Source organism: Actinoplanes sp. CA-030573, assembly GCF_050951115.1.
Lineage (GTDB): Bacteria > Actinomycetota > Actinomycetes > Mycobacteriales > Micromonosporaceae > Actinoplanes.
This window is the reverse complement of sequence record NZ_CP192038.1, coordinates 4,665,033-4,688,823: the sequence shown is the minus strand read 5'-3', so window position 1 is coordinate 4,688,823 and position 23,791 is coordinate 4,665,033. Positions and strand designations below refer to the sequence as shown.

At 72.5% G+C, this 23,791-nt stretch carries 24 protein-coding genes; 13 read left to right on the top strand and 11 right to left on the bottom strand.

The window, feature by feature from the left end; genetic code table 11:
* The first annotated feature begins 8 nt into the window (after nucleotides 1–8).
* The 7 genes from ACQP2F_RS21755 to ACQP2F_RS21725 all read left to right on the top strand — a co-directional run bounded on the left by ACQP2F_RS21755 (nucleotide 9) and on the right by ACQP2F_RS21725 (nucleotide 6,330).
* On the top strand, nucleotides 9–623 hold the full coding sequence (locus ACQP2F_RS21755; protein WP_433306794.1) for a hypothetical protein: 615 nt from the start codon (nucleotides 9–11) through the stop codon (nucleotides 621–623).
* An 85-nt stretch (nucleotides 624–708) separates the two neighbouring features.
* On the top strand, nucleotides 709–1,398 hold the full coding sequence (locus ACQP2F_RS21750; protein ID WP_433306792.1) for a DivIVA domain-containing protein: 690 nt from the start codon (nucleotides 709–711) through the stop codon (nucleotides 1,396–1,398).
* Between the two features lie 311 nt (nucleotides 1,399–1,709).
* A complete protein-coding gene (locus tag ACQP2F_RS21745) occupies nucleotides 1,710–2,882 on the top strand; it encodes an aldose epimerase family protein (protein ID WP_433306790.1) in 1,173 nt (390 codons plus the stop codon).
* On the top strand, nucleotides 2,875–4,005 hold the full coding sequence (locus ACQP2F_RS21740; RefSeq protein WP_433306788.1) for a sugar ABC transporter substrate-binding protein: 1,131 nt from the start codon (nucleotides 2,875–2,877) through the stop codon (nucleotides 4,003–4,005). Before ACQP2F_RS21745 ends, ACQP2F_RS21740 begins: the two co-directional genes overlap by 8 nt.
* A complete protein-coding gene (locus tag ACQP2F_RS21735; protein WP_433306786.1) occupies nucleotides 4,002–5,036 on the top strand; it encodes an ABC transporter permease in 1,035 nt (344 codons plus the stop codon). The genes ACQP2F_RS21740 and ACQP2F_RS21735 overlap by 4 nt, the downstream gene beginning before the upstream one ends.
* Nucleotides 5,036–5,797 carry an ATP-binding cassette domain-containing protein gene (locus tag ACQP2F_RS21730; RefSeq protein WP_433306784.1) on the top strand — a complete coding sequence of 254 codons (762 nt, stop codon included), beginning with the start codon at nucleotides 5,036–5,038 and terminating at the stop codon, nucleotides 5,795–5,797. Before ACQP2F_RS21735 ends, ACQP2F_RS21730 begins: the two co-directional genes overlap by 1 nt.
* Before the next feature lie 20 nt (nucleotides 5,798–5,817).
* Nucleotides 5,818–6,330 (top strand): GNAT family N-acetyltransferase, encoded by a 513-nt coding sequence (locus tag ACQP2F_RS21725; RefSeq protein WP_433306782.1) that lies wholly within the window; start codon nucleotides 5,818–5,820, stop codon nucleotides 6,328–6,330.
* A 65-nt stretch (nucleotides 6,331–6,395) separates the two neighbouring features.
* On the opposite strand, the gene ACQP2F_RS21720 is transcribed toward ACQP2F_RS21725, so the two are convergent.
* The gene (locus ACQP2F_RS21720) at nucleotides 6,396–7,187 is read right to left on the bottom strand and encodes an alpha/beta fold hydrolase (RefSeq protein WP_433306780.1); all 792 of its coding nucleotides are present in this window, start codon (nucleotides 7,185–7,187) and stop codon (nucleotides 6,396–6,398) included.
* Between the two features lie 107 nt (nucleotides 7,188–7,294).
* Between ACQP2F_RS21720 and ACQP2F_RS21715 the strand changes: the two genes are divergently transcribed.
* Nucleotides 7,295–8,134 (top strand): NAD-dependent epimerase/dehydratase family protein, encoded by an 840-nt coding sequence (locus ACQP2F_RS21715; RefSeq protein WP_433306778.1) that lies wholly within the window; start codon nucleotides 7,295–7,297, stop codon nucleotides 8,132–8,134.
* Here the strand turns inward: ACQP2F_RS21715 and ACQP2F_RS21710 are convergent.
* Nucleotides 8,131–8,667: a hypothetical protein gene (locus ACQP2F_RS21710; protein ID WP_433306776.1), complete on the bottom strand. Its 537-nt coding sequence runs from the start codon at nucleotides 8,665–8,667 to the stop codon at nucleotides 8,131–8,133. The two genes, ACQP2F_RS21715 and ACQP2F_RS21710, sit on opposite strands and share 4 nt — an antisense overlap.
* Before the next feature lie 46 nt (nucleotides 8,668–8,713).
* The gene (locus ACQP2F_RS21705; RefSeq protein ID WP_433306774.1) at nucleotides 8,714–9,856 is read right to left on the bottom strand and encodes a serine hydrolase domain-containing protein; all 1,143 of its coding nucleotides are present in this window, start codon (nucleotides 9,854–9,856) and stop codon (nucleotides 8,714–8,716) included.
* A 170-nt stretch (nucleotides 9,857–10,026) separates the two neighbouring features.
* On the opposite strand from ACQP2F_RS21705, the gene ACQP2F_RS21700 reads away from it, so the two are divergent.
* A complete protein-coding gene (locus ACQP2F_RS21700) occupies nucleotides 10,027–10,719 on the top strand; it encodes an SDR family NAD(P)-dependent oxidoreductase (protein WP_433306772.1) in 693 nt (230 codons plus the stop codon).
* Between the two features lie 3 nt (nucleotides 10,720–10,722).
* Here ACQP2F_RS21700 and ACQP2F_RS21695 read toward each other — a convergent pair whose 3' ends face one another.
* Entirely contained in the window at nucleotides 10,723–12,855 is a 2,133-nt protein-coding gene (locus tag ACQP2F_RS21695) for a glycoside hydrolase family 3 C-terminal domain-containing protein (protein ID WP_433306769.1), read from the bottom strand.
* A 76-nt stretch (nucleotides 12,856–12,931) separates the two neighbouring features.
* Between ACQP2F_RS21695 and ACQP2F_RS21690 the strand changes: the two genes are divergently transcribed.
* The 3 genes from ACQP2F_RS21690 to ACQP2F_RS21680 all read left to right on the top strand — a co-directional run bounded on the left by ACQP2F_RS21690 (nucleotide 12,932) and on the right by ACQP2F_RS21680 (nucleotide 15,624).
* The gene (locus ACQP2F_RS21690; RefSeq protein WP_433306767.1) at nucleotides 12,932–13,489 is read left to right on the top strand and encodes a TetR/AcrR family transcriptional regulator; all 558 of its coding nucleotides are present in this window, start codon (nucleotides 12,932–12,934) and stop codon (nucleotides 13,487–13,489) included.
* Nucleotides 13,479–14,528 carry an NAD(P)/FAD-dependent oxidoreductase gene (locus ACQP2F_RS21685; RefSeq protein WP_433306765.1) on the top strand — a complete coding sequence of 350 codons (1,050 nt, stop codon included), beginning with the start codon at nucleotides 13,479–13,481 and terminating at the stop codon, nucleotides 14,526–14,528. The genes ACQP2F_RS21690 and ACQP2F_RS21685 overlap by 11 nt, the downstream gene beginning before the upstream one ends.
* Before the next feature lie 121 nt (nucleotides 14,529–14,649).
* Nucleotides 14,650–15,624, top strand: coding sequence for a pentapeptide repeat-containing protein (locus ACQP2F_RS21680; RefSeq protein ID WP_433306763.1), 975 nt, complete (start codon nucleotides 14,650–14,652; stop codon nucleotides 15,622–15,624).
* Nucleotides 15,625–15,819: 195 nt separating this feature from the next.
* Here the strand turns inward: ACQP2F_RS21680 and ACQP2F_RS21675 are convergent, their stop codons facing one another.
* Nucleotides 15,820–17,352 (bottom strand): alpha/beta hydrolase, encoded by a 1,533-nt coding sequence (locus ACQP2F_RS21675; protein ID WP_433306761.1) that lies wholly within the window; start codon nucleotides 17,350–17,352, stop codon nucleotides 15,820–15,822.
* A gap of 153 nt (nucleotides 17,353–17,505) precedes the next feature.
* Between ACQP2F_RS21675 and ACQP2F_RS21670 the strand changes: the two genes are divergently transcribed.
* Complete coding sequence (locus ACQP2F_RS21670) at nucleotides 17,506–19,047, top strand: methyl-accepting chemotaxis protein (protein WP_433306759.1); 1,542 nt, start codon at nucleotides 17,506–17,508, stop codon at nucleotides 19,045–19,047.
* Nucleotide 19,048: 1 nt separating this feature from the next.
* Here ACQP2F_RS21670 and ACQP2F_RS21665 read toward each other — a convergent pair whose 3' ends face one another.
* From ACQP2F_RS21665 to ACQP2F_RS21640, 6 genes are all read right to left on the bottom strand, one after another.
* A complete protein-coding gene (locus tag ACQP2F_RS21665) occupies nucleotides 19,049–19,966 on the bottom strand; it encodes a hypothetical protein (protein ID WP_433306758.1) in 918 nt (305 codons plus the stop codon).
* A 129-nt stretch (nucleotides 19,967–20,095) separates the two neighbouring features.
* Nucleotides 20,096–20,674 carry a hypothetical protein gene (locus tag ACQP2F_RS21660; protein ID WP_433306756.1) on the bottom strand — a complete coding sequence of 193 codons (579 nt, stop codon included), beginning with the start codon at nucleotides 20,672–20,674 and terminating at the stop codon, nucleotides 20,096–20,098.
* The gene (locus ACQP2F_RS21655) at nucleotides 20,671–21,552 is read right to left on the bottom strand and encodes a WXG100 family type VII secretion target (protein ID WP_433306754.1); all 882 of its coding nucleotides are present in this window, start codon (nucleotides 21,550–21,552) and stop codon (nucleotides 20,671–20,673) included. Before ACQP2F_RS21655 ends, ACQP2F_RS21660 begins: the two co-directional genes overlap by 4 nt.
* Nucleotides 21,549–21,872, bottom strand: coding sequence for a type VII secretion target (locus tag ACQP2F_RS21650; RefSeq protein WP_433306752.1), 324 nt, complete (start codon nucleotides 21,870–21,872; stop codon nucleotides 21,549–21,551). The genes ACQP2F_RS21655 and ACQP2F_RS21650 overlap by 4 nt, the downstream gene beginning before the upstream one ends.
* Nucleotides 21,869–22,300: a YbaB/EbfC family nucleoid-associated protein gene (locus ACQP2F_RS21645; RefSeq protein ID WP_433306751.1), complete on the bottom strand. Its 432-nt coding sequence runs from the start codon at nucleotides 22,298–22,300 to the stop codon at nucleotides 21,869–21,871. Before ACQP2F_RS21645 ends, ACQP2F_RS21650 begins: the two co-directional genes overlap by 4 nt.
* A 322-nt stretch (nucleotides 22,301–22,622) precedes the next feature.
* Nucleotides 22,623–23,735: a hypothetical protein gene (locus ACQP2F_RS21640; RefSeq protein ID WP_433306749.1), complete on the bottom strand. Its 1,113-nt coding sequence runs from the start codon at nucleotides 23,733–23,735 to the stop codon at nucleotides 22,623–22,625.
* Between the last annotated feature and the right edge of the window lie 56 nt (nucleotides 23,736–23,791).

Below are 23,791 nucleotides of genomic sequence, written 5' to 3'. Positions count from 1 at the left end.
CGCCGACGATGCCCACACCCGCGAGACCGATCATCCGGGCCGCCGCCTCGGCGGCCGCGGCCGCCACGCTGGCGCTCGCCGGCTGTTCGAGCACGCCCACGGCCCAGCCCGCGCCCTCGGCCGCCGTGCCGGTCACCTCCGCGGCGCCGATCACCACCGGCGCGCCGGTCACGCCGACGGCCGAGAGCACGACGACGGCCGGCCCGGCCACCTCCGCCACCACCACGGCTCCGACCAGAGCGGCGGCCACCACCGCGCCGCCCGCCCGCAACCTCGGCGTGGTGCAGATCGTGCGGACCGGCGGCCTGGCCGGCATCACCCAGACGATCACCGTGCTGCCCGACGGGCGCTGGACGGTCAAGACCGACCGGGGTCAGCCGACCCGCACCGGCACGCTCACCGCGGCCCAGCACGCCCAGCTCAAGAAGCTGCTCGCCGACCCCAGGCTGGCCCGGGAGGCCGCCGCCAAGAGCGGCGAGGTCGTCCGCTGCGCCGACGCGTTCACCTACGTGGTGGCGACCGGCCAGGGCGTCGTGCGGTACACGTCGTGCGGCAGCAAGGACAAGCCCGAGGTCACCCTGGCGATCATCACGCTGCTCCAAAGCGCGACAAAAGGGCAGTAGTGATCACGCCGACGGGCGACGCCCAGCCGGGGTGCGTACCATATCGGGCTGCAACACCGGTGACGATGGGAAACCGAGGAGCACGATGCCGCTCACTCCAGCAGACATCCACAACGTGGCGTTCAAGAAGCCACCGATCGGCAAGCGTGGATACGACGAGGAAGAGGTCGACGCGTTCCTCGACGAGGTCGAGCAGGAGCTGATCCGCCTCCTCGAGGAGAACGGCGTGCTGCGCGACCAGATGCAGCGCGGGCCGGGCGGTCCGGCCCCGGCCGGCGGCCCGTCGAACATGGCGCTCAGCGCCGAGCTCAGCGAGCTGACCGCCCAGCTGGAGCGCCTGCAGGAGGCCCGCGCCCGGGCCGAGCAGAACGCGCGGAGCGTGCAGTCGCAGCTCGAGCGGGCCCGCTCGGCCACCCCGTCCGGCGGGTTCAGCCAGGTCGGCGACGACGACCGCAACGCACGGGTGCTGATGATGGCCCAGCGCACGGCCGACGAGCACATGCGCGACGCCCAGCGCGAGACCGAGTCGCTGATCACCACCGCCCGGTCCAAGGCCGAGCAGCTCACCAGCGAGGCGCAGCTGAGCGCGGCCACGATCGAGAGCGACGCCCGGCGCAACCACTCCGAGGCGATGAGCACGATCGGCGCGAAGCGGGCCGCGCTGCTGGAGGAGATCGACCGCCTCGGCCAGCTGGCGCAGAGCTATCACCACGCGCTCAACAACCATGTCACGCAGCAGCTTCAGGAGCTGAACAGCGCACCCGATCAGGGCTGACAAAAAACGATCAAGAGGCCGCCCGATCTATTGAAGATCGGGCGGCCTCTCGCGTACCGGAAAGTGTTGATTCTTTAAAAGCGCAAAGGCAAACAGCGGTGTTGACATTGCTATTCGGCAAATTGTACGGTCGACCCCGCGCTCTTGGTTTCGCCTGAGCAACCATCCGGTTCCGTCCACCCACCAGGCGAGACGTTCCTCACCACGCCCCGGGGTGATGACTCCCCCTCCCCGTGGTCGCCCTCTATCGCACTCTGCCCTGCCACGCACGGGCGTGGCGCCGCTGAGAGAGGCGAGGCACGATGCCCAAGATGTCTTCAGGCCGGGCTGCGGTCCGGTTCGGAGCGGTGCTGCTCATGGTCGGAGGTGTCGGCGTCGTCTCGGCGTCGACCTCGTACGCCGGCGGCACCGCGACCATCACCAAACAGCCCTGGGGCACGACGGCCGGCGGTGTCGCCGTCGACCGCTACACCCTGACCAACAACGGGATGCGCGTCAAGATCCTCACGTACGGCGGCATCCTCCAGTCCATCGAGGTGCCCGACCGCCACGGCCACCGGGCCAACGTCGCGCTCGGGTTCAACAATCTGGCCGACTACGAGACCAAGAGCCCGTACTTCGGCTGCATCATCGGGCGCTACGGCAACCGGATCGCCAAGGGCACGTTCACTCTGGACGGCGTCACCTACCACCTGCCGATCAACAACGACCCGAACAGCCTGCACGGCGGCACGGTCGGCTTCGACAAGCACGTGTGGGCGGCGACCCCGATGCGCACCCGCGACGGCGTCGCGCTGAAGCTCCAGTTCACCAGCCCCGACGGCGACCAGGGCTACCCCGGCGAGCTCAAGACCACGGTCACCTACACGCTGACCCGCAACCACGACATCCTGATGGACTACGTCGCGACCACGAGCAAGCCGACCGTCGTCAACCTCACCAACCACAACTACTGGAACCTCTCCGGTGAGGGCGCGGGCACGATCGACAACACCAAGCTCCAGCTCAACGCCAGCCGCTACACCCCGGTCGACGCCACGCTGATCCCGACCGGCGCGATCGACCCGGTCGCCGGCACGCCGATGGACTTCCGGCACGCCACCGCGATCGGCGCCCGCAACCGCGACAGCTTCGGGCAGTTGGTGATCGGCCGCGGCTACGACCACAACTGGGTGCTCGACCGGCGCGACCCGACCTTCCGGAAACTGGAGCTCGCGGCCAAGGCGACCGACCCGGCCAGCGGGCGGCAGCTGACCATCTACACCACCGAGCCCGGCATCCAGTTCTACGCCGGCAACTTCCTGGACGCGACGCTGGTCGGCACGAGCGGCCACATGTACCGGCAGGGTGACGGCTTCGCGCTGGAGACCCAGCACTACCCGGACTCGCCCAACCACGCCAACTTCCCGTCGACCGTCCTGCGGCCCGGGCAGACGTACCGCACCACCACCATCTACCACCTCGGTGTGGCGCGTCATGCCTGATCTGCCCCGGGTCGTCGAGGAGGCGGCCGAGAAACTGGATCCGCGGGGCACCACCCGCCGCCGGCTGCTGGCCGGCGCCGGCCTGGCCAGCGCGTCGCTGGCGGCGACCGGACTGCTCTCCGCGTGCAGCAAGGACAAGACGACCGCGAGCTCGGACGCGATCGGGAACTTCCCGAAGACGCCGAACTGGAAGTTCGTCTTCGTCAACCACGTCACCACCAACCCGTTCTTCACCCCGACCCAGTACGGCGCCGAGGACGCGTGCAAGCTGCTCGGCTGCTCGTACCAATGGACTGGGTCGCAGAACTCGGTGGTGGCCGAGATGGTCAACGCCACCAACACGGCGATCAGCGGCAAGGCCGACGGGCTCGCCATCGCGGTGGTGGACAAGTCGGCGTTCAAGGCGCCGGTCGACCAGGCCCTCGACGCCGGCATCCCGGTGGTGTCGTACAACGCCGACGGCGCGCGCGACGACGCCGGCACCAACCGGCTCACGTACATCGGCCAGGGTCTCTACGAGTCCGGGTACGCGCTGGGCCAGCGCGCGCTGACCCAGGTGCAGTCGGGCGCCGTGGTGGGCTTCATCGCCACCCCCGGCCAGCTCAACATCCAGCCCCGCATCGACGGCGCCCAGCAGGCGTTCAAGGACGCCGGTGGCGCGGTGCAGTTCACCTCGGTGGCCACCAACGCCGACGTCACCAAGGGCCTGTCCATCATCGACGCGTACGCGCAGGGGCACAGCGGCCTGGCCGGGATGCTCGCCGTGGACGCGGGGTCGACCCAGGCCGTCGGCCAGACGGTGAAGAAGTACAACATGCGCAGCAAGGGCCTGAAGGTGGCCGGGGGCTTCGACCTGATCCCGGAGACGCTCGCCTCGATCAAGTCCGGCGACCTCGACTACACCATCGACCAGCAGCCGTACCTGCAGGGCTTCCTGCCGGTGCTGTACCTGTACCTCTTCAAGATCTCCGGCGGCCTCATCTCGCCGCCGCAGACCAACACCGGGTTGCTCTTCGTCACCAAGGACAACGTCGCTCAGTACCAGAACACCCAGACCCGGTACGAGGGCTCGTCGACCGAGGTGAAGCTGGTCGAGCGCTCCGGACCGATCGCACACGCATGACCGGGACCCTTCCCCGGCAGCAGGAGACGCCGGCCCAGCGTGACCGGCGTCTCCTGACGCTGCTGCGCACCGGCGGCACCGTGCTCGTGCGCTGGCGCGAGGCGAGCGTGCTGATCGTGGCCATCGCCATGGCGATCTACTTCCGGGCGTCCAGCGACGTCTTCCTCACCCACGACAACCTGCGCAACATCGCCCAGGCCACCGCCCCGGCCGCCATCGTCGCGGTCGGCATCGTGCTGCTGCTGGTCTCGGGCGAGATCGACCTGTCGGTCGGCGTGGTGGCGGCGTTCGCGCCGTTCCTCGTGCACTACGCGGTCGACGACTACGGGATCCCGGTCATCCCGGCGTTCCTCATCGCGTTCGCGATCTCGGCGTTCATCGGGTTCTGCAACGGCGTCATCGTCACCAAGTTCAAGGTGCCGTCGCTGGTGGCCACGCTGGGCTCGTACTATCTGCTGCTCGGCATTCTGCTCACCACCTCGCACGCGTACCCGGCGCAGATTCCGGAAGCGGCGCAGGGCAGGATCCAGACGATCTTCGGAGCCGGGGACTGGTCGTCGCTGATCTGGTGCCTCGGCGTGGTCGCGGTCTACCACGTCGTCCTCACGCGTACGCGCTGGGGACTGCACACGATCTCGGTCGGCGGCAACCTGATCGGCGCCACCGAGGCCGGCATCCGGGTCAACCGCATCAAGATCGGCAACTTCATGATGGCGGCCATGCTCGGCGCGCTGGCCGGTCTGCTCGAGGCGTTCCGGATCAACAGCATCGATCCCAACATCGGCGGCGGCACCGCGCTGACCTTCACCGCGATCTCGGCCGCGGTCATCGGCGGCACCGCGCTCGCCGGCGGCTCGGGCACGGTCATCGGCGCGCTGCTGGGCGCGCTGATCCTGGCCGAGCTGCAGAACGGCTTCAACCTGATCGGGATCAGCGCGAACCCGTTCAACATCATCCTCGGCAGCGCGATCCTGCTGTCGATGATCGCCAACCAGTACCTGTCGCGGCTGCGGCGGACCGGAGGCGGCTGATGGACGTCCTGAACGTGGAGCACGTCGCCAAGCGGTTCGGCGCGCTGACCGCGCTGCGCGACGTGAACCTGCGCCTGGCGAAGGGCGAGGTGCTCGGCCTGATCGGGGACAACGGCGCCGGCAAGTCCACCCTGATCAAGGTGATCTGCGGCTTCCATCGGCCGGACTCCGGCCGGCTGCTGGTCAACGGCGAGGAGGTGGTGCTGCGCAGCGTCGACCACGCCCGCGCGCTCGGCATCGACACCGTCTACCAGGGGCTGGCCCTGATCAACGAGCTGTCCGTCTACCACAACATGTTCCTCAACCGGGAGCTGATGCTGGGGCCGCTGCTCAACAACCGGGCCATGCGGCGGCTCGCCCGCGACCACCTCGCCGACATGGGCGTCAACATCCCGAACGTCAACGCCGAGGTCGCCAAGCTCTCCGGTGGGCAGCGACAGGCGGTGGCGGTGGCCCGGGCCGTCTACTCGGACGCGAAGATCCTGCTGCTGGACGAGCCGCTGGCGGCGATGGGCGCCAAGGAGGGCGCCCTGATCCTCGACCTGATCCGCGACCTCAAGACCCGCGGCGAGGTCTCGGTGATCATCATCGCGCACAACTACGCTCAGGTTCTCGACGTCTGCGACCGGGTCAACCTGTTGCAGCACGGCACGATCACGTTCGACAAGCCGACCGCCGAGGTGTCGCTCGACGAGCTGACCGAGCTGGTGGTGGCCGAGTACCGGGCCCGCCGCCGCGGCGGCGGCGCCCACTCCGCGTAGTGAGGACGGGAGTTCGAGGGATGAGCACGCGCGACACGGCCCGGGCCGCCGAGCCGCACCGGGCGCCGGTGACGCTGCGCCGGGCGCGGGCCGCCGACGCCCCGGCGGTCGCGTCGATCTGGGCGGCCGGCTGGCGCGACGGCCACCTCGGCCAGGTGCCCGAGGAGCTGGTCGCCGCCCGTACGCCCGAGTCCTTCGCCGCCCGCGCCGCCGGCCGGGTGGCCGACACCACGGTCGCCGAGCAGGGCGACACGGTGGCCGGCTTCGTCATGGTCCGGGGCGACGAGGTCGAGCAGGTGTACGTCGGGGCCCGGCACCGCGGCTCGGGCGTCGCCGCCGCCCTGCTGGCCGAGGCCGAGCGCCGGGTGGCCGGCTCCGGTCACCCGGTGGCCTGGCTCGCGGTGGTACCCGGCAACGCCCGCGCCCGCCGCTTCTACGAACGGTCGGGCTGGACCGACGACGGCGGTTTCGACTACGTGGCCACCGGCATCCGCGTGCCGTGCCGCCGCTACACCAAGCACGTCGGCGGGTAGCCGTCGGCCGCAGGTGCGGCCGCTGGTGACCGCGCCCGGCCCCCCGTGCGCCGGGCGCGGTGGTCTCAGCTCTTCTCGGCCAGGAAGCTCAGCGTGACGGCCGCCAGCAGCGGCGACGTTCCCATCGAGTAGTGCGTGACGCCGGGCAGGACGGCCAGCGCGTGGCCGCCCTCGGGACGGCCCTCGCCCATCCAGCCGCCGTCCCGCCGGCCGCCGCCGAGCAGGGCGAAGACCTCGGCGAAGTGCGCGACCGGCCACATGTCGCTGTCCCCGGCGACGATCATCGTGGGCACGGTCAGGGCGCGTACCTCCTCGGTGAGGTCGAAGTCCTCGGCCATGTACCGGCCGATCTTGTCGAGCAGGCGCGGGAAGTCCTCGGGGCGGGGCGCGACCCGCTGGTAGAGCTCGTACATCGGCGTCTCCTTGAGGAACTCGGCCGCCGCCGCGTTCACCTGGCCCTGCTGCTCGAGGATCTCCGGGTAGGTGGCGTCGCGGCGGATGCCGGCCGACGCGACGACCAGGCGGCCGACCTTCTCCGGATGACGGAAGGCGAGCTGCAGGGCCACCCCGCCGCCGAGGGAGTAGCCGACCACGTCGGGCCGGTCGAGGCCGAGGTGGTCGATCAGCGCCGCGATGTCGTCGCCCATTGTGCGTACGTCGATCGGGCGGTCGACGTCGGCCGTGCGGCCGTGTCCCTGCAGGTCGGGCAGGATCACCTGGTGGCTCGCGGCCAGCGTGGCCAGGTTCGCGCCGAACATCTCGCCCGAGCCCAGGCCGCCGTGGAGCAGGACCAGCGGGCTGCCGGCGCCGTGGGTCTCGTAGTACAGGTTGATGCCGTTGACCTCGGCGTAGCTCATGACGCGCTCCTCGTTTCGTCGTTGCCGGTACAGACCGGCGGCCGGCCGCGAACTCATCGCCCGGATCTGGCAGTCTTCCCAGGAAACCGGAAAATGTGGAGGCAGGCATGCGGATCGCGGTCACCGGCGGTACCGGCAAGCTCGGCCGGGCCGTGGTCGCCGGGCTCAGGGCGAGCGGCGACGAGGTCGTCAACCTGGATGCGGCGGCGCAGCGGCCGGACATCCGGATCGACCTGACCGACTACGGTCAGACGATCGAGGCGCTCACCGCCATCGACGACCGGTACGACAAGATCGACGCGGTGGTGCACCTGGCCGCCATCCCGGCGCCCGGCATCACCGGCAACGCGGCGACGTTCCAGAACAACATCATCGCCACCTACAACGTCTTCGCCGCGGCCAAGGCCGCCGGCATCACGAACGTGGTGTGGGCGTCCAGCGAGACGGTGCTCGGCCTGCCGTTCGACACCCCGCCGCCGTACATCCCGGTCGACGAGGAGTATCCGGCCCGGCCGGAGTCCCGCTACTCGCTGGCCAAGCACCTCGAGGAGACGATGGCGGCGCAGTTCTGCCGCTGGAACCCCGAGCTGAAGATGATCGGGCTGCGCTTCTCGAACGTGATGGACCCCGAGGACTACGCCGAGTTCCCGTCCTTCGACGCCGACCCGCAGCTGCGCAAGTGGAACCTGTGGGGCTACATCGACGCGCGCGACGGCGCCCAGGCGGTCCGCAAGGCGCTCGACTACCAGGCGACCGGCGTCGAGATCTTCATCATCGCCAACGCCGACACGGTGATGAGCCGTTCCTCGGCGAGCCTGGCGGCCGAGGTCTACCCCGGCGTGGAGGTGCGCAAGGAGCTCGGCGAGCACGAGACCATGCTCTCCATCGACAAGGCCCGGCGGCTGCTGGGGTACGAGCCGCAGCACTCCTGGCGTCAGCACATCTAGCGCGGCACAACCTCGGCCGCCCGCAACGCGGCCATCTCCCGGGCCGGATGAACGGCCCAGGAGACCGCGTTCGACCCATCGGTGTGCCACCCCGCCGGCAGACGGCGCGGCCACAGGTTGCCGACGCCGGAGAGCACCCCCACCAGGGCGCACGCCAGCAGGCAATGCCCGAGCAGAGCCGGCCCCGCCGCGAACGCCCCGCGCGACAACCCGGCCGCGAGGCCCAGGTCCACCACCGGGCCCGCGAGATAGAACGCGACGAACCGCACCGGCAGCGCGGGCCCGTCGAGGCCGGGGCGGACCCGGACGTACGAACGCGGCCGCATCCGCACGCCCGTCACCCGGAGTCTGAGCGCGACCGCCGCCAGGAGATGGCCGCACTCGTGCAGCACCAGGAACAACGGCGCGGCGACCGCCACCGCGAGGACCGGCAGCACGAAACCCCACGGGCCGTCGTCCACACCGGCCAGGCCGACCGGCACGGCCAGGCCGAACAACAGCGCGGCGACCAGCCACGGAAGCAGCCGTTTCACCTCGGCATCGTATCGACGACGGCCACGTTGCGGAGGCACAGCGGCGTCAGCCGCAGATGACGTCGTCCATGAAGCGGCTCGTGCGGCGCTCCACCGCCGCGCTGTCGGCGAGCTCCGTCGTCAGCGACAGCACCGCCACCCGGTCACCGTCCGGGCTGACCGCGTTGGCCGTGCTCATGCCCGGGACGTCGCCGCCGTGGCCCCAGTACCCGCCGCAGCGGTTGGGCAGGAACGTGATGCCCAGGCCGTAGCGGGCGCCGGGCAGTGCGTCCTGGAAGGTCTCGGCCAGGACGGTCGTGTGCATCTGGGCCATCTGGCGCGGCCGCAGCAACTGGCCGCGCTGCAGCGCCTGCCAGAAGCGGGCGAGGTCGGCCGGCGTGGTGACCAGGCTGCCGGCGGCGTCGGCGGCGGTGGTGTTGAACAGTGTCGTGTCGTACAGCGGGCCGTCCGGCGCCCACTGCTGGTAGCCCTCGGCGTGCGGGTTCGGCAGCGTCGCCCGGTCGCCGGGGGCCGAGGTGTCGCGCAGGCCGAGCGGGCGGACGATGCGGTCGCGCACCTCGGTGGCCCACGGGCGGCCGGTCACCCGTTCGATGATCATGCCGGCCAGGATGTAGTTGGTGTTCGAGTAGTCCCAGTGGGTGCCGGGCGCGAAGTTCGGCGGGTGCTTCATGGCCAGTGCCACCAGGTCGGCGGCGTCGTAGTGGTCGAGGCGGTGCCGGAGGTAACCCTCGTAGGACGCCAGGCCGGACAGGTCGTTGGTGTAGCTGTAGAGGCCGCTGGTGTGCTGCAGCAGGTTGCGAACGGTGATGTGCCGGCCGTCGTTGCCGTTGCCGGTGACGACGCCGGGCAGCCAGTGGTCGACGGTGTCCTCGAGGGACAGCCTGCCCTCCCCCACCAGCTGCAGGGCGACGACGGCGACGAAGGTCTTGGTGTTGCTGCCCATCCGGAAGTGGCCGCCGAGCGGGACCGGCGTGCCGCGGGCCAGGTCGCCGACGCCGGCACGGGCCCGGGTCGTCACGCCGTCGATCCGGGTGACTCCCTGGACGCCGGTGATGCCGAGCGCGTGCAGGTCGTCGGCCGCCTGCTGGAGCTGGTGGTGGCGGCCGGGGCCGGTCGCGGCGGCGGCCGGTGCGGCCATGCCGCCGACCAGCGACACGATGACCGCGGCGACCACGAGGTGTCTGCGCATGTCAGGGTTCTCCTCGTCAAAATCGGGAGCCTTGACCGTACGAAGATGGTCGATGCGTTTCGATCCTGCAGCCCCCCGTGGTCAGGGTCGGGTTAACCCCACGCCCGCCCCGCAGAGGCACCGTCGAAGCGGGGTGTGGATGAGGGCCGCCCGCGGGGTACAGGATCGCCATGGCTCCCACCGCGGTGGTCACCGGCTCCGGCAGCGGGCTCGGCCGCCACATCGCATCGTTGCTCGCCGGGAACGGATACCGGGTCGTGATCGCCGATGTGGACGGGCGAGCCGCCGAGGCGTGCGCCCGGGCGATCGGGCCGGCGGCCCGGGCGGTGGCGGCGGACGTGCGCGAACCGGGCGACCTCGACCGGATCGTGACGGCCGCGTGCGAGCTCGGCGATCCGAGCGTCCTGGTCAACAACGCCGGCGGCTGGAGCCCACGCCGGCAGTATCCGGAGGCGCCGGCCGACGAGTGGACGGCGACGCTCGCCCTGAATCTGACCGCGCCGATGCGGCTCGGCCAGCTGATGCTGGAGCCGATGCGCGCGGCCGGCGGCGGGGCGATCGTCAACATTGCCTCCAGCGCGGGCGTCGGCGCCGAACCGTACGGCTCGCCCGAGTACGGCGCGGCCAAGGCCGGCCTGATCCGCTTCACCACGAGCGCGGCCGGCCTCGCGCGAAGCCACGGCGTCCGCGTCATGTGCGTCGTGCCGGGCTGGATCGGGCTCGACCGGGCGCACGCCGAGCAGGCGCGGATGGACCCGGCCGACCGGCTGCCGCTGATCCCGCCGTCCGAGATCGCCGGCGTGGTCCTGGACCTCGTCCGGCGCGGCGCCTCGGGCACGGTCGTCGAGATGCTGGAGCCCTGACCGTCAGTCGCCGGTCAGGGCGAGCGTGGCGGTCAGCGCGCCCGGATCGCCCGACCAGGCGGCGGCCTCGACCGTGACGACGGCCTGCGCCGGGGTGAAGCCCTTGTCGGTCCAGCGCATCAACGGCCGGGTCGATCCGGTCACGGTGACCGTGGCCGAGGCGCCGGCGTCCAGCTCGACGGCGGCGAAGCCGACCAGGACACGCGCCGGGAAGTCGGGGGCGGTCGTCGTCCCGTACAGCTGGACGACGTGCCGCCCGGCGCGCGCGCCGGTGTTGGTCACCCGGACCGTCGCCGTGAACGACTCGCCCTCCACCGGGGACAGGGCGAGATCGGCGAAGGCGAAGCTGGTGTACGAGAGCCCGAAGCCGAGCGGGAACGCGGGCGCGATGCCGTCGCGGTCGAGCAGCCGCTGCCCGTGCCAGCGGTCGTAGGTGATCTGCCGCGCGGTCCGGTCGAAGTACGGCAGGTGCTCCTCGCTGACCGGGATCGAGTACGGCAGCCGGCCGCTCGCGTCGACCCGCCCGAGCAGCACGTCGGCCAGCGCGTGGCCGCCCTCGGCGCCGCTGTACCAGCCGAGCAGCACGGCCGGCACCGCCGAGCGCCACTCCTCGGTGATGACCGCGCCCGCCGTCACGATGACCACGACCGTCCGGGGGTTGACCGCGGCCACCGCCCGGATGATCTCGGCGTCGACCGGCCGCAGCCGCAGCGAGGCCCGGTCGCCGCCGCCGGGGATGCCCAATGTGGACGCCGCCTCGAACACATCGGTGGCGCCCGGCGGCAGCGGCGGGAACAGCGCCCGCAACGCCGGGTCGGCCATCGAGTCGGCACCGAGATACTCACCCTCGTCGACCGCCGTGTAGCCGACCACCACGATCGCGGCGTCCGCGTCCCGCGCGCCTTCCGCGGCGGCTTGCGCGTCGTCCTGGGGCACATGCGTCAGCCGTACGCCGCCAAGTGCCGCCGTGAGACCCGCCAGTGCCGTGACCACCTCCGGGGACCGCACGTCGGACGAGCCATGGTCGCCGGTGTTGGCCACATCGGACAGTCGCCCGATGACCGCGACGTGGGACAGATCGCTCGCGCGCAGCGGCAGCACGCCGCCGTCGTTCTTCAGCAGCACCATCGACGTCCGGGCCACCTCGCGGGCCAGCGCCCGGTGCCCGGGGCTGAACACGACGTCCGGGGCCGGCGCCTCCTCCCGGTCGGAGGCGCAGTGCGCCAGCTGGGTGCGCAGGATCCGGCGGGCCGCCCGGTCCACGTGCTCCCACGAGGTCTCGCCCGACTCCAGCGAGGCGGGCAGGTGCTGGCCGCGCTGCTGGCGGAACGGCTCCTCGACGTCGAGCCCGGCCCGCAGGGAGAGCCCGGCGTCGCGCAGGCCGAAGATGAAGTCCGAGACGGTCACGCCCTCGAAGCCCCACAACGAGCGCAGGATCCCCTCCATGAGGTGCTCGTTCTGGCCGGCCCACTCGCCGTTCACCGAGTTGTACGCGGTCATCACGCCGTCCGCGCCCTCCTCCAGCACCCGGCGGAAGTGCGGCAGGTAGACCTCGTGCAGGGTGGCGTCGTCGGCCGTCACGTCGACGTGGAAGCGGGCGTTCTCCATGCTGTTGAGGGCGTAGTGCTTGACCACGGCCATGGCGTTGCGCCGCACCCCACGGGTCAGGGCCGCGCCGAACTCGCCGAGAAGGACGGGATCCTCGCCGTACGTCTCCTGCACCCGGCCCCACGCCGGATGGCGCGGAAGGTTGACGCAGACGCCGCCGAAGAAGTTCGCGCCCTGGGCGCGCATCTCCCGCCCGATGGCCAGGCCGACGCGCTCCTCGAGGCCGACGTCCCAGGTCGCGCCCCGGGCCATGGAGACCGGGAACGCGGTCGAGCTGCCCATCACGACGCCGCGCGGGCCGTCGCTGAAGCGCAACCCGGGGATGCCGAGCCGGTCGACGGCGCCCATCAGGATCGGCTTCAGGTTGTAGCCGGCCGCCATCTCGGCCATGCCCGGCCAGAAGTCGGCGTCGCCGTCCAGCAGCCAGAGCTTCTCGTCCGGCGTGAGCTGGGCGAGCAGGTCGCCGGCCTCGGCGTCGGTGTCGGCACCCGCTTTGATGCGGTCCACGGCGTCCTGGAAGGCGTTCACGTCCACTTCCTTACTGACACTAGTGTAGGTAGTGCGGAGTCTAGGCTGGTTGATCCGGAGGAGGCAAGGAGGTCCGGTGCCGGGCAAACGCATCCGCCTGACGGCCGAGACGCGTCGGGCGCAACTGGTCGACGAGGCCACGGCGCTGATCGCGCGGATCGGCTACCACCGCTTCTCGATCTCGGCGCTGGCCGAGGCCACCGGGCTGACCCGGGCCGGGGTGCTGCACCACGTCGGCTCCAAGGAGCAGCTGCTGCTGGACGTGCTGGCGCAACGCGACGAGCGGGACAACGCCGCCGTCTTCGATCCCGCGTTCTCCTCGCCCCGCGAGCTGCTGGACGCGCTGGTCCGGCGTAACCTGGCCCAGCCCGAGATCGTGCGGCTCTACACGGTGCTGGCGGCCGAGGCGCTCGACCCGGCGCATCCGGCGCACGGCTACTTCGCGTCGCGGCTGCGGACCGGCACCGCGCGGCTGGCGTCCGTGCTCGGCAGCGTGGAGCTGGCCGTCGCGGTCTACTCGTTCATGGACGGCGTGCAGCTCAACTGGCTGCGCGACCCGGCGATCGACATGTGGGGGCAGTGGTGCCGGTTCGCCGACGCGCTGCTGCCGGAGAGGACTGCCCATGCGGGCTGACGTCGCGGTCGTCGGGGCCGGCATGGCCGGGGTCTCGGTGGCGTACGAGCTGGCGGCCGGCCACACGGTGCTGCTGCTCGAGCGGGAGTCCCAGCCCGCGTACCACACGACCGGCCGCTCGGCCGCGATGTTCCTGGAGAGCTACGGCAGCCCCGACGTCCGGCGGCTGACCGCGGAGAGCCGTGCGGTGCTCGAGCGGACCGGCACGCTGCAGGCCCCGCGGCCGATGCTGTGGGTGGCCCCGCCCGCCCAGATGCCCCGGCTCGAGGCGATGGCGGCGGCGCAGCCGGCGCTGGCCCGGGTGACCGCCGCGGAACACTACTCCGCGCTGCGCCCCGGCTGGTGCGCGGGCGCGCTGCTGGAGACCGGCGCCCGCGAGATCGACGTGCTCGGCCTGCACCAGCACTATCTGGGCGGCGCCCGCCGCCGCGGCGCCGAGGTCCGCACCAACGCCGTGGTGTCGGCCGGGAAGTTCGACGGCGAGCGCTGGGAGCTGGCCACCTCGGCCGGCCCGGTGACGGCGACCTCGGTGGTGAACGCGGCCGGCGCCTGGGCCGACGAGGTCGCGGTCGCGCTCGGCGTGCCGCCGGTGGGCCTGCGCCCGCTGCGCCGCACGGCCGCGGTGGCCCGCTGCGAGGGCGTCGACCGGGCCTGGCCGATCGTCGCCGACGTGGGCGAGACGTTCTACTTCCGTCCCGAGGGCGCCGGCGTGCTGGTCTCGCCGGCCGACGAGACCCCGAGCGAGCCGTGCGACGCCCGTCCCGCCGAGCTCGACGTGGCGCTGGCGATCGACCGGGTGAACGAGGCGACCACGCTGGGGCTGCGCTCGGTGCAGACGGCCTGGGCCGGGCTGCGCACGTTCGCCCCCGACCGCGAGCCGGTGGTCGGCGCCGACCCGGCCGCGCCCCGGCTGTTCTGGCTGGCCGGCCAGGGCGGCTTCGGCATCCAGGCGGCGCCGGCCCTGGGCCGCCTGGCCGCCGCCACCGTGACCGGGAGCGAGGAGCCGGCGCCCGCGGTTTCGGTGGCCCGCTTCCGCTGACGCCGCCTGTCTTTCGCCGCCTGCCGCTCGCCTTTCGCCGCCCGCGTTTCACCGCCCGCCTTTCACCGCCTGCCGCCCGTCTTTTCGCCGCCCGTTGCCCCCGGTCGGGCACGATGACGGCGTGACGACCGGACGCTGGCTCACCGCCGAGGGCGCCGCCCTGGCCCGCCAGGTGCTCCGCCGGCTCGCCGACGACGGCGACCTCGCCGGGCTCGCGCTGCCCGTGGTCGAGGGGCGGCCCGACCTGCGCGAGCTGCCCGGCGGCGGCCTGATCACCGGCGACGCCCGGCTCGCCGGGCTCGACCTGCGGCGGGCGTGGCTGTTCCAGGCGCTGATCGAGCACACCGAGCTGACCGGCTGCCGGCTCGACGGGGCCGACCTCTCGGGCACCGTCCTGGCCGGCGGGTCGGTGACCGGTTGCTCGATGACCGGCGCCAAGGCGAACGACCTGCTCATCGCCGACGGCCACTGGGAGGGCGTCGACCTGACCGGCGCGCGGGCGAACCACGTCACCGCCGAGCGCACGACGTTCGTCCGCTGCACCTTTCCCCGTCTCGCGAAGGCGGAGTTCCGGGCCTGCTCGTTCGAGGAGTGCCGCTTCACCGGGCCGGTGCGCGACTGCCAGTTCCTGGCCGCGCCCCGGGACGTCTTCCGCGACGAGGAGCGCGCGCCGGGCGACCGCGGCGCGGCCCTCCGCGAGTTCGCGCCGGGCGAGCGCGGCGACGCCTTCCGCGACGTGGAGTTCGCCTCGGACGATCTGCGGGACACGGAGTTCCACGGCATGGACTTCGAGTCCGTACGCTTCCCGGAAAGCGACCGCCTCATCGTCATCCCCCGCGCCTTCCGGGCGGTGGCGCGCCGGGCCGACCGCCGGTCGGCGAGCCGCACCGACGAGATCGGGCGCGAGTTCCGGCGCTTCCTCTCGTCGCAGTCGCTGCAGCGGCCGGAGAAGAGCGAGACCGCCGGCTGGGCCATCGACCGCCGCGGCCTGGGCGACATCGCCGGCTTCGCGGCCGAGACCCTCTACGTCGCCCAGAACGAGCTGCGGGCCGAGCTTGTGGACAGCCCGCCGGAAAATGTCGTAGGCGGGCCGTAAAGTCACCCCACCCAGTGAACGGGGTGGGGTGGAGCAGGCGCGATCGACGCCGGCCGCGAGCAGACACCGGCCCGCGCGGACGCGACGGCCGGCACCGTGACGGCCCGCGCGGACGCGACGGCCGGCACCGTGACGGCCCGCGCGGACGCGACGGCCGGCACCCGTGACGCGGATGCCGGCCCTCGCGACGAGACCCTAGGACGCCGGGAACGGGGCGAGGTCCTGGGCACAGCGGGTGCCGGCCGGTGGCAGGGCGCCCCGCAGCAGGTACCTGCTGTACCAGCCGGTGATGCACGCGCTGTAGCGGGTGGTGTGGCCGTAGCCGTCCAGCGTGAGCAGGCGCGCGTTGCCCAGCTCGCGGGTCATCCGCACGGCGAAGTCGTAGCGGGTGGCCGGGTCGTAGGTCGGGTTGACCACCAGCACGGTCCGGGCCGTCCGGTTGTTCCACGGCCCGTGGTAGCGCTCGGCGATGCGCGGCCAGTTGGCGCACGCCACCTCGCTGAACGCCTCGGCCCGGCCGAACGTGGGATGCGCCTTCTCGAAGGCGGCGCCGATCGCCGGGTACAGCGCGGGGTTGCGCGGCAGCGGGGCGTCGGCGCAGTTCACGGCCAGGAACGAGTCGTTGCCGTTGTACGAGTACGCGTCCGGCGACCAACCCGGGCCGGGCCTGGACTTGGGCAGCTCACGGGCGGCCAGGGTGGACGCGGTCGCGCCGCCGAAGATGGTGTCGTAGGCGATCCGGAGCACGGCCGCCGTGTCCGGCCACTGGGCGACGTCGTACATGCTGCCGGTGATGAAGTTGGTCAGGTCGTCGATCGTCACCGTGCCGCCGAGGTCGGGCACCTCGGCCGGGCCCTGCCGGAGCCGGTCGCGCAGCCGGTCGAACCTGGCCCGGGCGTGGCCGGCGAAGGCGCAGCTGGTGGCGGCCTTGTCGCACTCGCGCAGGAAGGCCGACAGGACGAGCTCGAAGCCGCCGGCCCGCTCGAACTTGTTGGCGAGCCGGTGGTTGGTGCGCTGGTCGGGATCGACGTTGCCATCGATGATCACCGCACGGACCTTCGACGGGAACAGGTTGGCGTAGGTGGCGCCGATCAATGTCCCGTACGAGTAACCGATGTAGTTGAGCTTGGCATCGCCGACGCCCTGGCGCAGCCGGTCGAGGTCCTTGGCGACGTTCAGCGTGCTCATGTGCTCGAGCAGCGGGCCGGCGTGGGCGACGCAGCCCTTCGTGTACTCGAGGTTGGCCCGGATCGTGCTCCACACGTCGGTCTTGCTGATCGGGACGATCTTCATCCGGGCGTAGAGCGCCTCGGCCTCGGCGTCGGTGGCGAAGCACTCGACCGGGTCGCTGGCGCCGATGCCGCGCGGGTCGAAGCCGACGATGTCGAAGCGGGCCAGCACGTCGGGCGCGACGATCTGGTCGGCGACGGTCACCATGCCGCGGCCGGGACCGCCCGGGCCGCCGGGGTTGACGAAGATGGTGCCGATCTTGTGGGCCGGGTCGCCGGCCGGGCGCCGCGCGAGCGCGATCGTGGTGGTCGGGCCGTGCGGCTTGTCGTAGTCGAGCGGCACCTCGTAGGTGGCGCAGCCGAACCCGGTGAGCTCTTCTTCGGTGCAGGGCGACCACGAGACCCGGGCGGCGGAGCCGGAGGCGGCGGCCGGGGCGGCGACGAGGGCGGTGAGCAGGAGCGCGGCGCCACCGATGGCGGCGAGGCGGCGTACGGTCATGTCTCATCCTTCCGGAAATCGAACGGTGTGGATGCAGGACCAGCCGTCATGGTGCCATGTATCGATGGTGATCGTGGTCCCGCGCTAAGCCGGCCGCGGACGCCGGACGATATTCCGGACATGGGAGCAGGAAGCTGGGTAAGGGACCGCAAGGTGTCCTGGAAGATCCTCGCCGTCGCGGGCGTGGCGATCGCGGGCACGCTGGTCACCGGGACGCTCGCGCTGGCCGGCATCGCCGGGATGCGCGCCACACGCAACACCGAGATCCGTCAAGGCGTTCCGTACATCACCAGCCTCAACACGGCCGCGCTGACCGCGAAGGCGGCCGCCAACGACGAGCGCGGCTTCCTGATCGACGGCGACACCAAGTTCCGGGACGAGGCGCTCGGCCGGCAGAAGAAGGTCGACGACAGCCTGGCCGCGGCCCGGGCGCTGGGCAACCCGGCCGAGCAGGCGGCGATCGACAAGATCAAGAGCGCTACGGACGCCTGGTTCGCGGCGCTCGACACCGAGTTCACGACGTACAAGACGAACCCCAAGGCGGCGGTCGACGCCGCCATGAACGCCAACCGGGACCTGCGCAAGACGTACGAGACGGCGATCGGCAACGAGATCGACCGGGCCAACCGGGCGCTGATGGACGGGCCGAGCTTCGACGCGACGGTCCGGCACACCCGCGCGATGGTGGTCGTCGCGCTGGCCATCGCGCTCGCGCTGGGGATCGGCCTGGCCCTGGTCGTGGCCCGCATGATCGTCGTGCCGCTGCACCGGATCTCGGCCGTGCTCGACGCGATGGCCGACGGCGACCTCACCCACTCCGCCGACGTCAGCCAGCGGGACGAGCTCGGCCGGATGGCCGACGGCCTGCGGCGCGCGACCACCACGCTGCGGACGACGGTCGGCGACCTGGCCCACCACGCCACCGAGCTGAGCGCCGCGGCCGGCTCGCTCGCCGACACCAGCCGGGACAGCACGCGCAGCGCCGAGACCGGCGCGGCCCAGGCCGCCACCGTCGCCGACTCGGCGTCGATCATGTCGGCGAACATCGAGACGGTGGCGGCCGGGGCCGAGGAGATGGGTGCGTCGATCCGGGAGATCAGCCACAGCGCCACCCAGGCCGCCCAGGTCGCGGCCCGGGCCGTCGATGTCACCTCGACCACGAACGCGGTGATGGGCAAGCTCGGCGACTCGTCGGCCGAGGTCGGCAACGTGATCAAGGTGATCACCGCGATCGCCGAGCAGACCAACCTGCTGGCGCTGAACGCGACCATCGAGGCGGCCCGCGCCGGCGAGATGGGCAAGGGCTTCGCGGTGGTCGCCTCCGAGGTCAAGGACCTGGCTCAGGAGACGGCGAAGGCGACCGAGGACATCGGGCAGCGGATCGCGGCGATCCAGGCCGACACGGCCGGCGCGGTGGCCGCGATCGACGAGATCAGCGAGATCATCCGGCAGATCAACGACTTCCAGACCACGATCGCGTCGGCGGTCGAGGAGCAGACGGTGACCACCAACGAGATGAGCCGCAACGTGGCCGAGGCGGCCACGGCCGGGCGTGAGGTCGCCTCGACGATCACCGACGTGGCGTCGTCGGTGCAGCTCACGACCGTCGGCGTGGGCGAGGCGAACCGGGCCGCGGGCCGGCTCGCGGAGATGTCCGGCGACCTGCGCGCGATCGTCGGGCGGTTCACGGTCTAGATCACGGTGTGGCCGGCACCGACACCGATCCGACGGCGGCCGCGGTCGTCACGTCGTACCGCCGCTTGGCCTTCTTCCACCCGCTCGGGGTGAGGGTCGTGCCCGGCTCGACCTTGCGCCGGGTCCGGGCGGCGGTGACCGCGACGTCGGCGCCCTTGCCCAGCGTGAGCCGGACCGGCGCGGTGGTGAGCAGGCGCAGCTCGCTGACCGCGCCGGTGACCGCGACCTTGACCGTGCCCTCGGGCACCGGCAGACGCAGCGCGGCGCGGGCGGTGGGGCCGGCCAGCTGGATGCCGGCCAGGCCGCCGGCGGTCATGTCGACGTCCTGGTCGGAGGCGCCGGCGGTGAGCCGGATCGTCCAGGCGACCTTGGTCGACAGCCGGATCTCGGCGCCGGCGCGGTCGAGGTCGAGGCGCGGGCCCCGCCCGGTGTCGGTGACGCGGGGCGCGATGGTGGGGTCGGTCGAGACGATCGAGTAGAGCTGGGCCCCGAGGTCGGCGGCGGCGATGTGCACGACCGACGCCCGGCCGGCGACCTCGAAGGTCAGCGCCTTGGCGGTGCCGAGGGGGGCGGTGACCGGGCCGGCCACGACCGGCGCCGGCAGGGACGGCGTGGCCGGCGTGGCCGGTGCGGGGACCACCGCGGCCTGGGCGGTCGAGCCCCGGTAGACCGGCTGGAACGCCTCGGCCTGGCCGAGCACGACGCCGATCGTCAGCGCCACCAGGACGGCGGTGAACGCCCACAGCCGCCACGGCTTGCGCGGCGACTGCTCGTAGACCAGGACGGCGCGGGCCGCGACCCGGGTCGGCGGAGCCCAGACGATGTGCATCTTCTGGGTCGGCTCGTCGATCACGGGCGGGGGCGCGGCGGCGTCCGGCGGGACCTCCGGCCCGCTTCGGGAATGCAGCCTGTCCGGCATCGCGGCACCTCCGCCCAGCGTTCTCACCCGGGATACGGATCGGAAGCGCCAATGGATCGACGATCTTCGGTGCATTCTCCGGAGCGTACGCTCTTCGGGCGTGCAGCAGAGGTCGATCGGACCAGTGCTCTAGACCGCCGCCGCGAAGTGGTGGGCCAGGGCCTCCGGGGTGACCAGCGGCAACGTCGAGCCGTCACCGAAGGACAGGTGGATGCGGCCGCCGTGGAGGGAGGCGGCGATCAGGGCGCGACGTGGGCACTCCCAGCGGGGGGCGAGCGGCCCGAGCGGCTCGTCGTTCGGGCGGTTCTTCGCGAAATCGGCGGCCTTCTGGAGCAGGGACCGGCGCGGGCGGATCACGGCCGTCTTCTCGAAGGCGATCAGGCGGGAGTCGGTCAGGGCCAGCGCGCGGGCGATGGTGGGCTGGCTGACGAAGGCGTCGAGCTGGGCGGCGAGGCTGCCGGGCCGCGGACCGCGATCCTCGCCGTACGAGTCGGGGCCGGTGGACGCCTGCTCGATGCCGACCGCCTCGCCCGCGATCGACTCCAGCAGCTGCCGGGGGCCGAGCTCACGCCGGGCGACCTCGCCGGCCGACGGGCGTGACGTGGCGCGGGTGACCCAGATGGCGGCCGCGAACGCCTCCCCGGGCCGCAGGTGCTCGCCGATGCGAGCCCGGAGCTCGGCGTACTTGCGGGCGACGGGATCGGTCATGGCACGCGGTCCGCGATCGGGTCGACCACGCCGCTGAGCGCGTCACGGAAGCGGCTCCGGTCGCCGTCGTCGCCGGTGCGGCGATCGTCGTACTCGTCGGCGGCCGCGTCCATCACCAGGTCGGTGGCGTCCTGCCGGGTCTCGCCGAAGATCGAGCCGTCGAGGCCGGTGGTGGCCTCGATACCCATCTTGATCCAGTGCTTGGGGCCGAACATCTTGTTCAGCGTCCAGGCCGCCAGCTTGCCCATCGTGCCGAGGGCCTTGAGCGCCTCCATGAACGCCTTGTACGCTTCGAGCGCCCGGTGCAGCTGGGCGAGCAGGCGGGTGGCGCGGGTGACCGCGATGCCGGTCTCGGCGGCCGAGGCGGCGGCGGCCGCGGCCTCGGAGGCGCCGGCCGTGACGATCGCCAGCGCCTGCGCCGCCAGCCAGGTGATGACCAGCCACTCGACCAGCTCGCGGACGATCGTCTTGATCATCTCTTCGACGTTGCGCAGGTCCATGGCGCTGTCGCCGAGGCTGTCGGCGGTCTTGGCCATCTCCTCCGCCGCGTCCTCGAGACCCCGGGCCAAACCCAGGATCCGGGCCGCGTACGCCTCGGCCGCCGCCCCGTGCCACTGCCCCATCAGCGAGTCGAGGTCGGCCCGCTGCGCCGCCGCCACGTCACGCAGCGCCCGGGCGGTCGCGTTCCAGGTGCCGGCGTGGTGGTCGAGCTGGTCGGGGTCGCCGACGGCCTGCTCGAACAGCTGCAGCAACGGCCAGACGATCGGCGTCAGCAGCCAGTCGAGGCCGTTGTTCATGGCCTCGCCCATCGGGCTCAGGACCGCGCCGGCCGTGTCCCGCACGTTCTGGTAGCCGCTGACGACGCTGCTGCCGCTCACGAGCCGCTCCGGTACGACCTGGTGACGCGCTCGGCCGCGACCGAGTCGACCCCGTCGTAGTCGTCGGCGGTGAACGACAGCGCGTCGCCGAGGTCGGTGAGCATGCGGGTCAGCTCCTCCATCGAGCTCGCCTCCCCGTCCACCCAGGTCAGATAGGACGACTCGAGGCCCGCCATCTGCCCGACCTTGCCGAACGCGTTGCCGACCGTGGCCGCCGTGCGCACCTGGCACGCCAGCTCCGAGACCTTCGCCGCCTGCTCCTGCTGGAAGGCCCGGCTCTGCCGCAGCCGCTCGGCCTGGACGTGGAGCTCGTCGCTCATCGGGTCGTCTCCTCGACCATCCAACCGCCCCGCCCACCAGCCCCGGAGATGTCCGATGGCTCATCGCCGGACACGTCGCGCAGCGTGCGAGTGTCCAAACGCCGCTCGACCAGCGACGAGACGTCGAACGCGCGCCCGGTGGCCTCGTCGACCGCCGCCGCGTACCGCCGGTTGGCCTCGGTCGTGCCCTCGCGCTGGGCCCGCACGATGATCGCGGCGAGCTCGGCCGGGTCGAGCCGCATCGCGGACGGTGCCAGCGACAGATCGACCAGGCTGCCGCCGGGCGCCATCGTGACCGTCACGCCGTCCCGCTCGATCCGGCAGCGGAACCGGTCCGGCTCGTCCTGCAGCCGGGCCAGGTCGCCGAACCGTTGCTGCGTGTCGCGGACCAGGCCCCGGAACCACTCCTGCGTCGCCTCACTGACCATCGCTTCCTCCCCCGTTCGTTCTCCAGGGGGCACCCTAGCCGAGAAGATCCAGCACCGCGGCCCGGCTCGGGGCCCGCCCCGGGCGGCCGGCGGCATCGTGGGGCGCGCGGCAGACGCGGGAACAGGACGCGGTGCGGCACCGAACACCGGGCGAAGGGTCATCGTTCGCGCACCGGACGGCCGACGGTCCGCGCGCACGCGGGCGACTAGCGTCCCAGCATGATCGTCCCGCCGGGCTCGACCCCCGCGACCTGATTCGGCACCACATGCGGCGCCATGCCCCGGCAGTGCGGGACCGGGGCATGGCGCCGCAGCACCGTCCCTATCCGCGGTGGCGCCACCAGCGGCGCTTGCGGGCCGGCTGCCCGGCCCCGCCCTCACCGTCGCCCGCACCCTCGTCATCGGCGTCCGGCTCCGGCTCGGCGGCGCGGGCGGCCCGGGCCAGCACCGACGAGGCGGCGGCGTGGTCGTCGGCCGTGCACCCGGGCGTGACCAGCATGAGCCGGGCCAGCGACTCCTCGATGGTCACCAGCCGGGGCGCGCTCATCGCCGCGTCGAGGCGGGCGCGGACCAGGGCCCGCACCTCCTCGCGCTGGTCGGGTTCGCGGTAGGCCGTGGTCACCAGGGCGAACAGGGCCGCGTCGCAGACCCAGTCCTCGACGCCGAAGGCCAGGTCCATCAGCACCTCGCGCCGGGTCGAGACCAGCCACGGCTCGAACGCGTTGTGGTGCAGGATGCCCAGGCACACCCACGGCTGCATCAGGCGGTACCAGTAGGTCGGCGTGGTCGTGGCCAGGTGCTGCCAGCGCGGCGTGGCCGGCGGCGCGGGCAGGTGCGCCAGCAGGCCGAGCAGGTCGCTGAGCGGCAGCTCGCCCAGCGGCGCCGCCTGGACGTAGCCGGAGAGCGGCGACGGCCAGGGCTCGCCGGCGACCTCGTGCAGCGTCTGGATGGCGGCGCCGGACGGGGCCGGGACGGCGGCCACCGGCTCGGTGCCGTCGTAGCGCCACACCCCGTACCGCACCTCGCGCACCGGCAGCCGGATGTCGGGGGCCGGGAACATGTTGATGTCGACGGCGAGCGGGCCGATCACCCGGCGGCAGGCGACCATCGCGCTGGGCGGCTCCGCCGTGGACAGGCCGAGGCGGGTGACGTCGAGCTGCTCACCCTTCGCCCGGCGGCGGGCGACCTCGTCGGCGACGTTGGCGATCGCCTCGCTCGGCATCGGCACCCAGTTGAGCCAGGGCCGCTGGGAGCCGGCCATCGCGAAGATGACGTCGGTCATGCCGCAGGGATGCGCGTCGTCCTGGACCGCGACCAGGTCGGCCACGGCGCCCTCGGCGCGGAAGCGGACGGCGTGCTGCGCCGTCTCGCGGTGCGGGAAGCGGGGGTCACCCGCCATCTTCGCCAGGTCGGCGTCCACGTCGTCGGAGAACACGGCGGCAGCGTAGTGGATCGGCTCCACCGCCACGCGAGCTCACCGCTCCCGGCCGG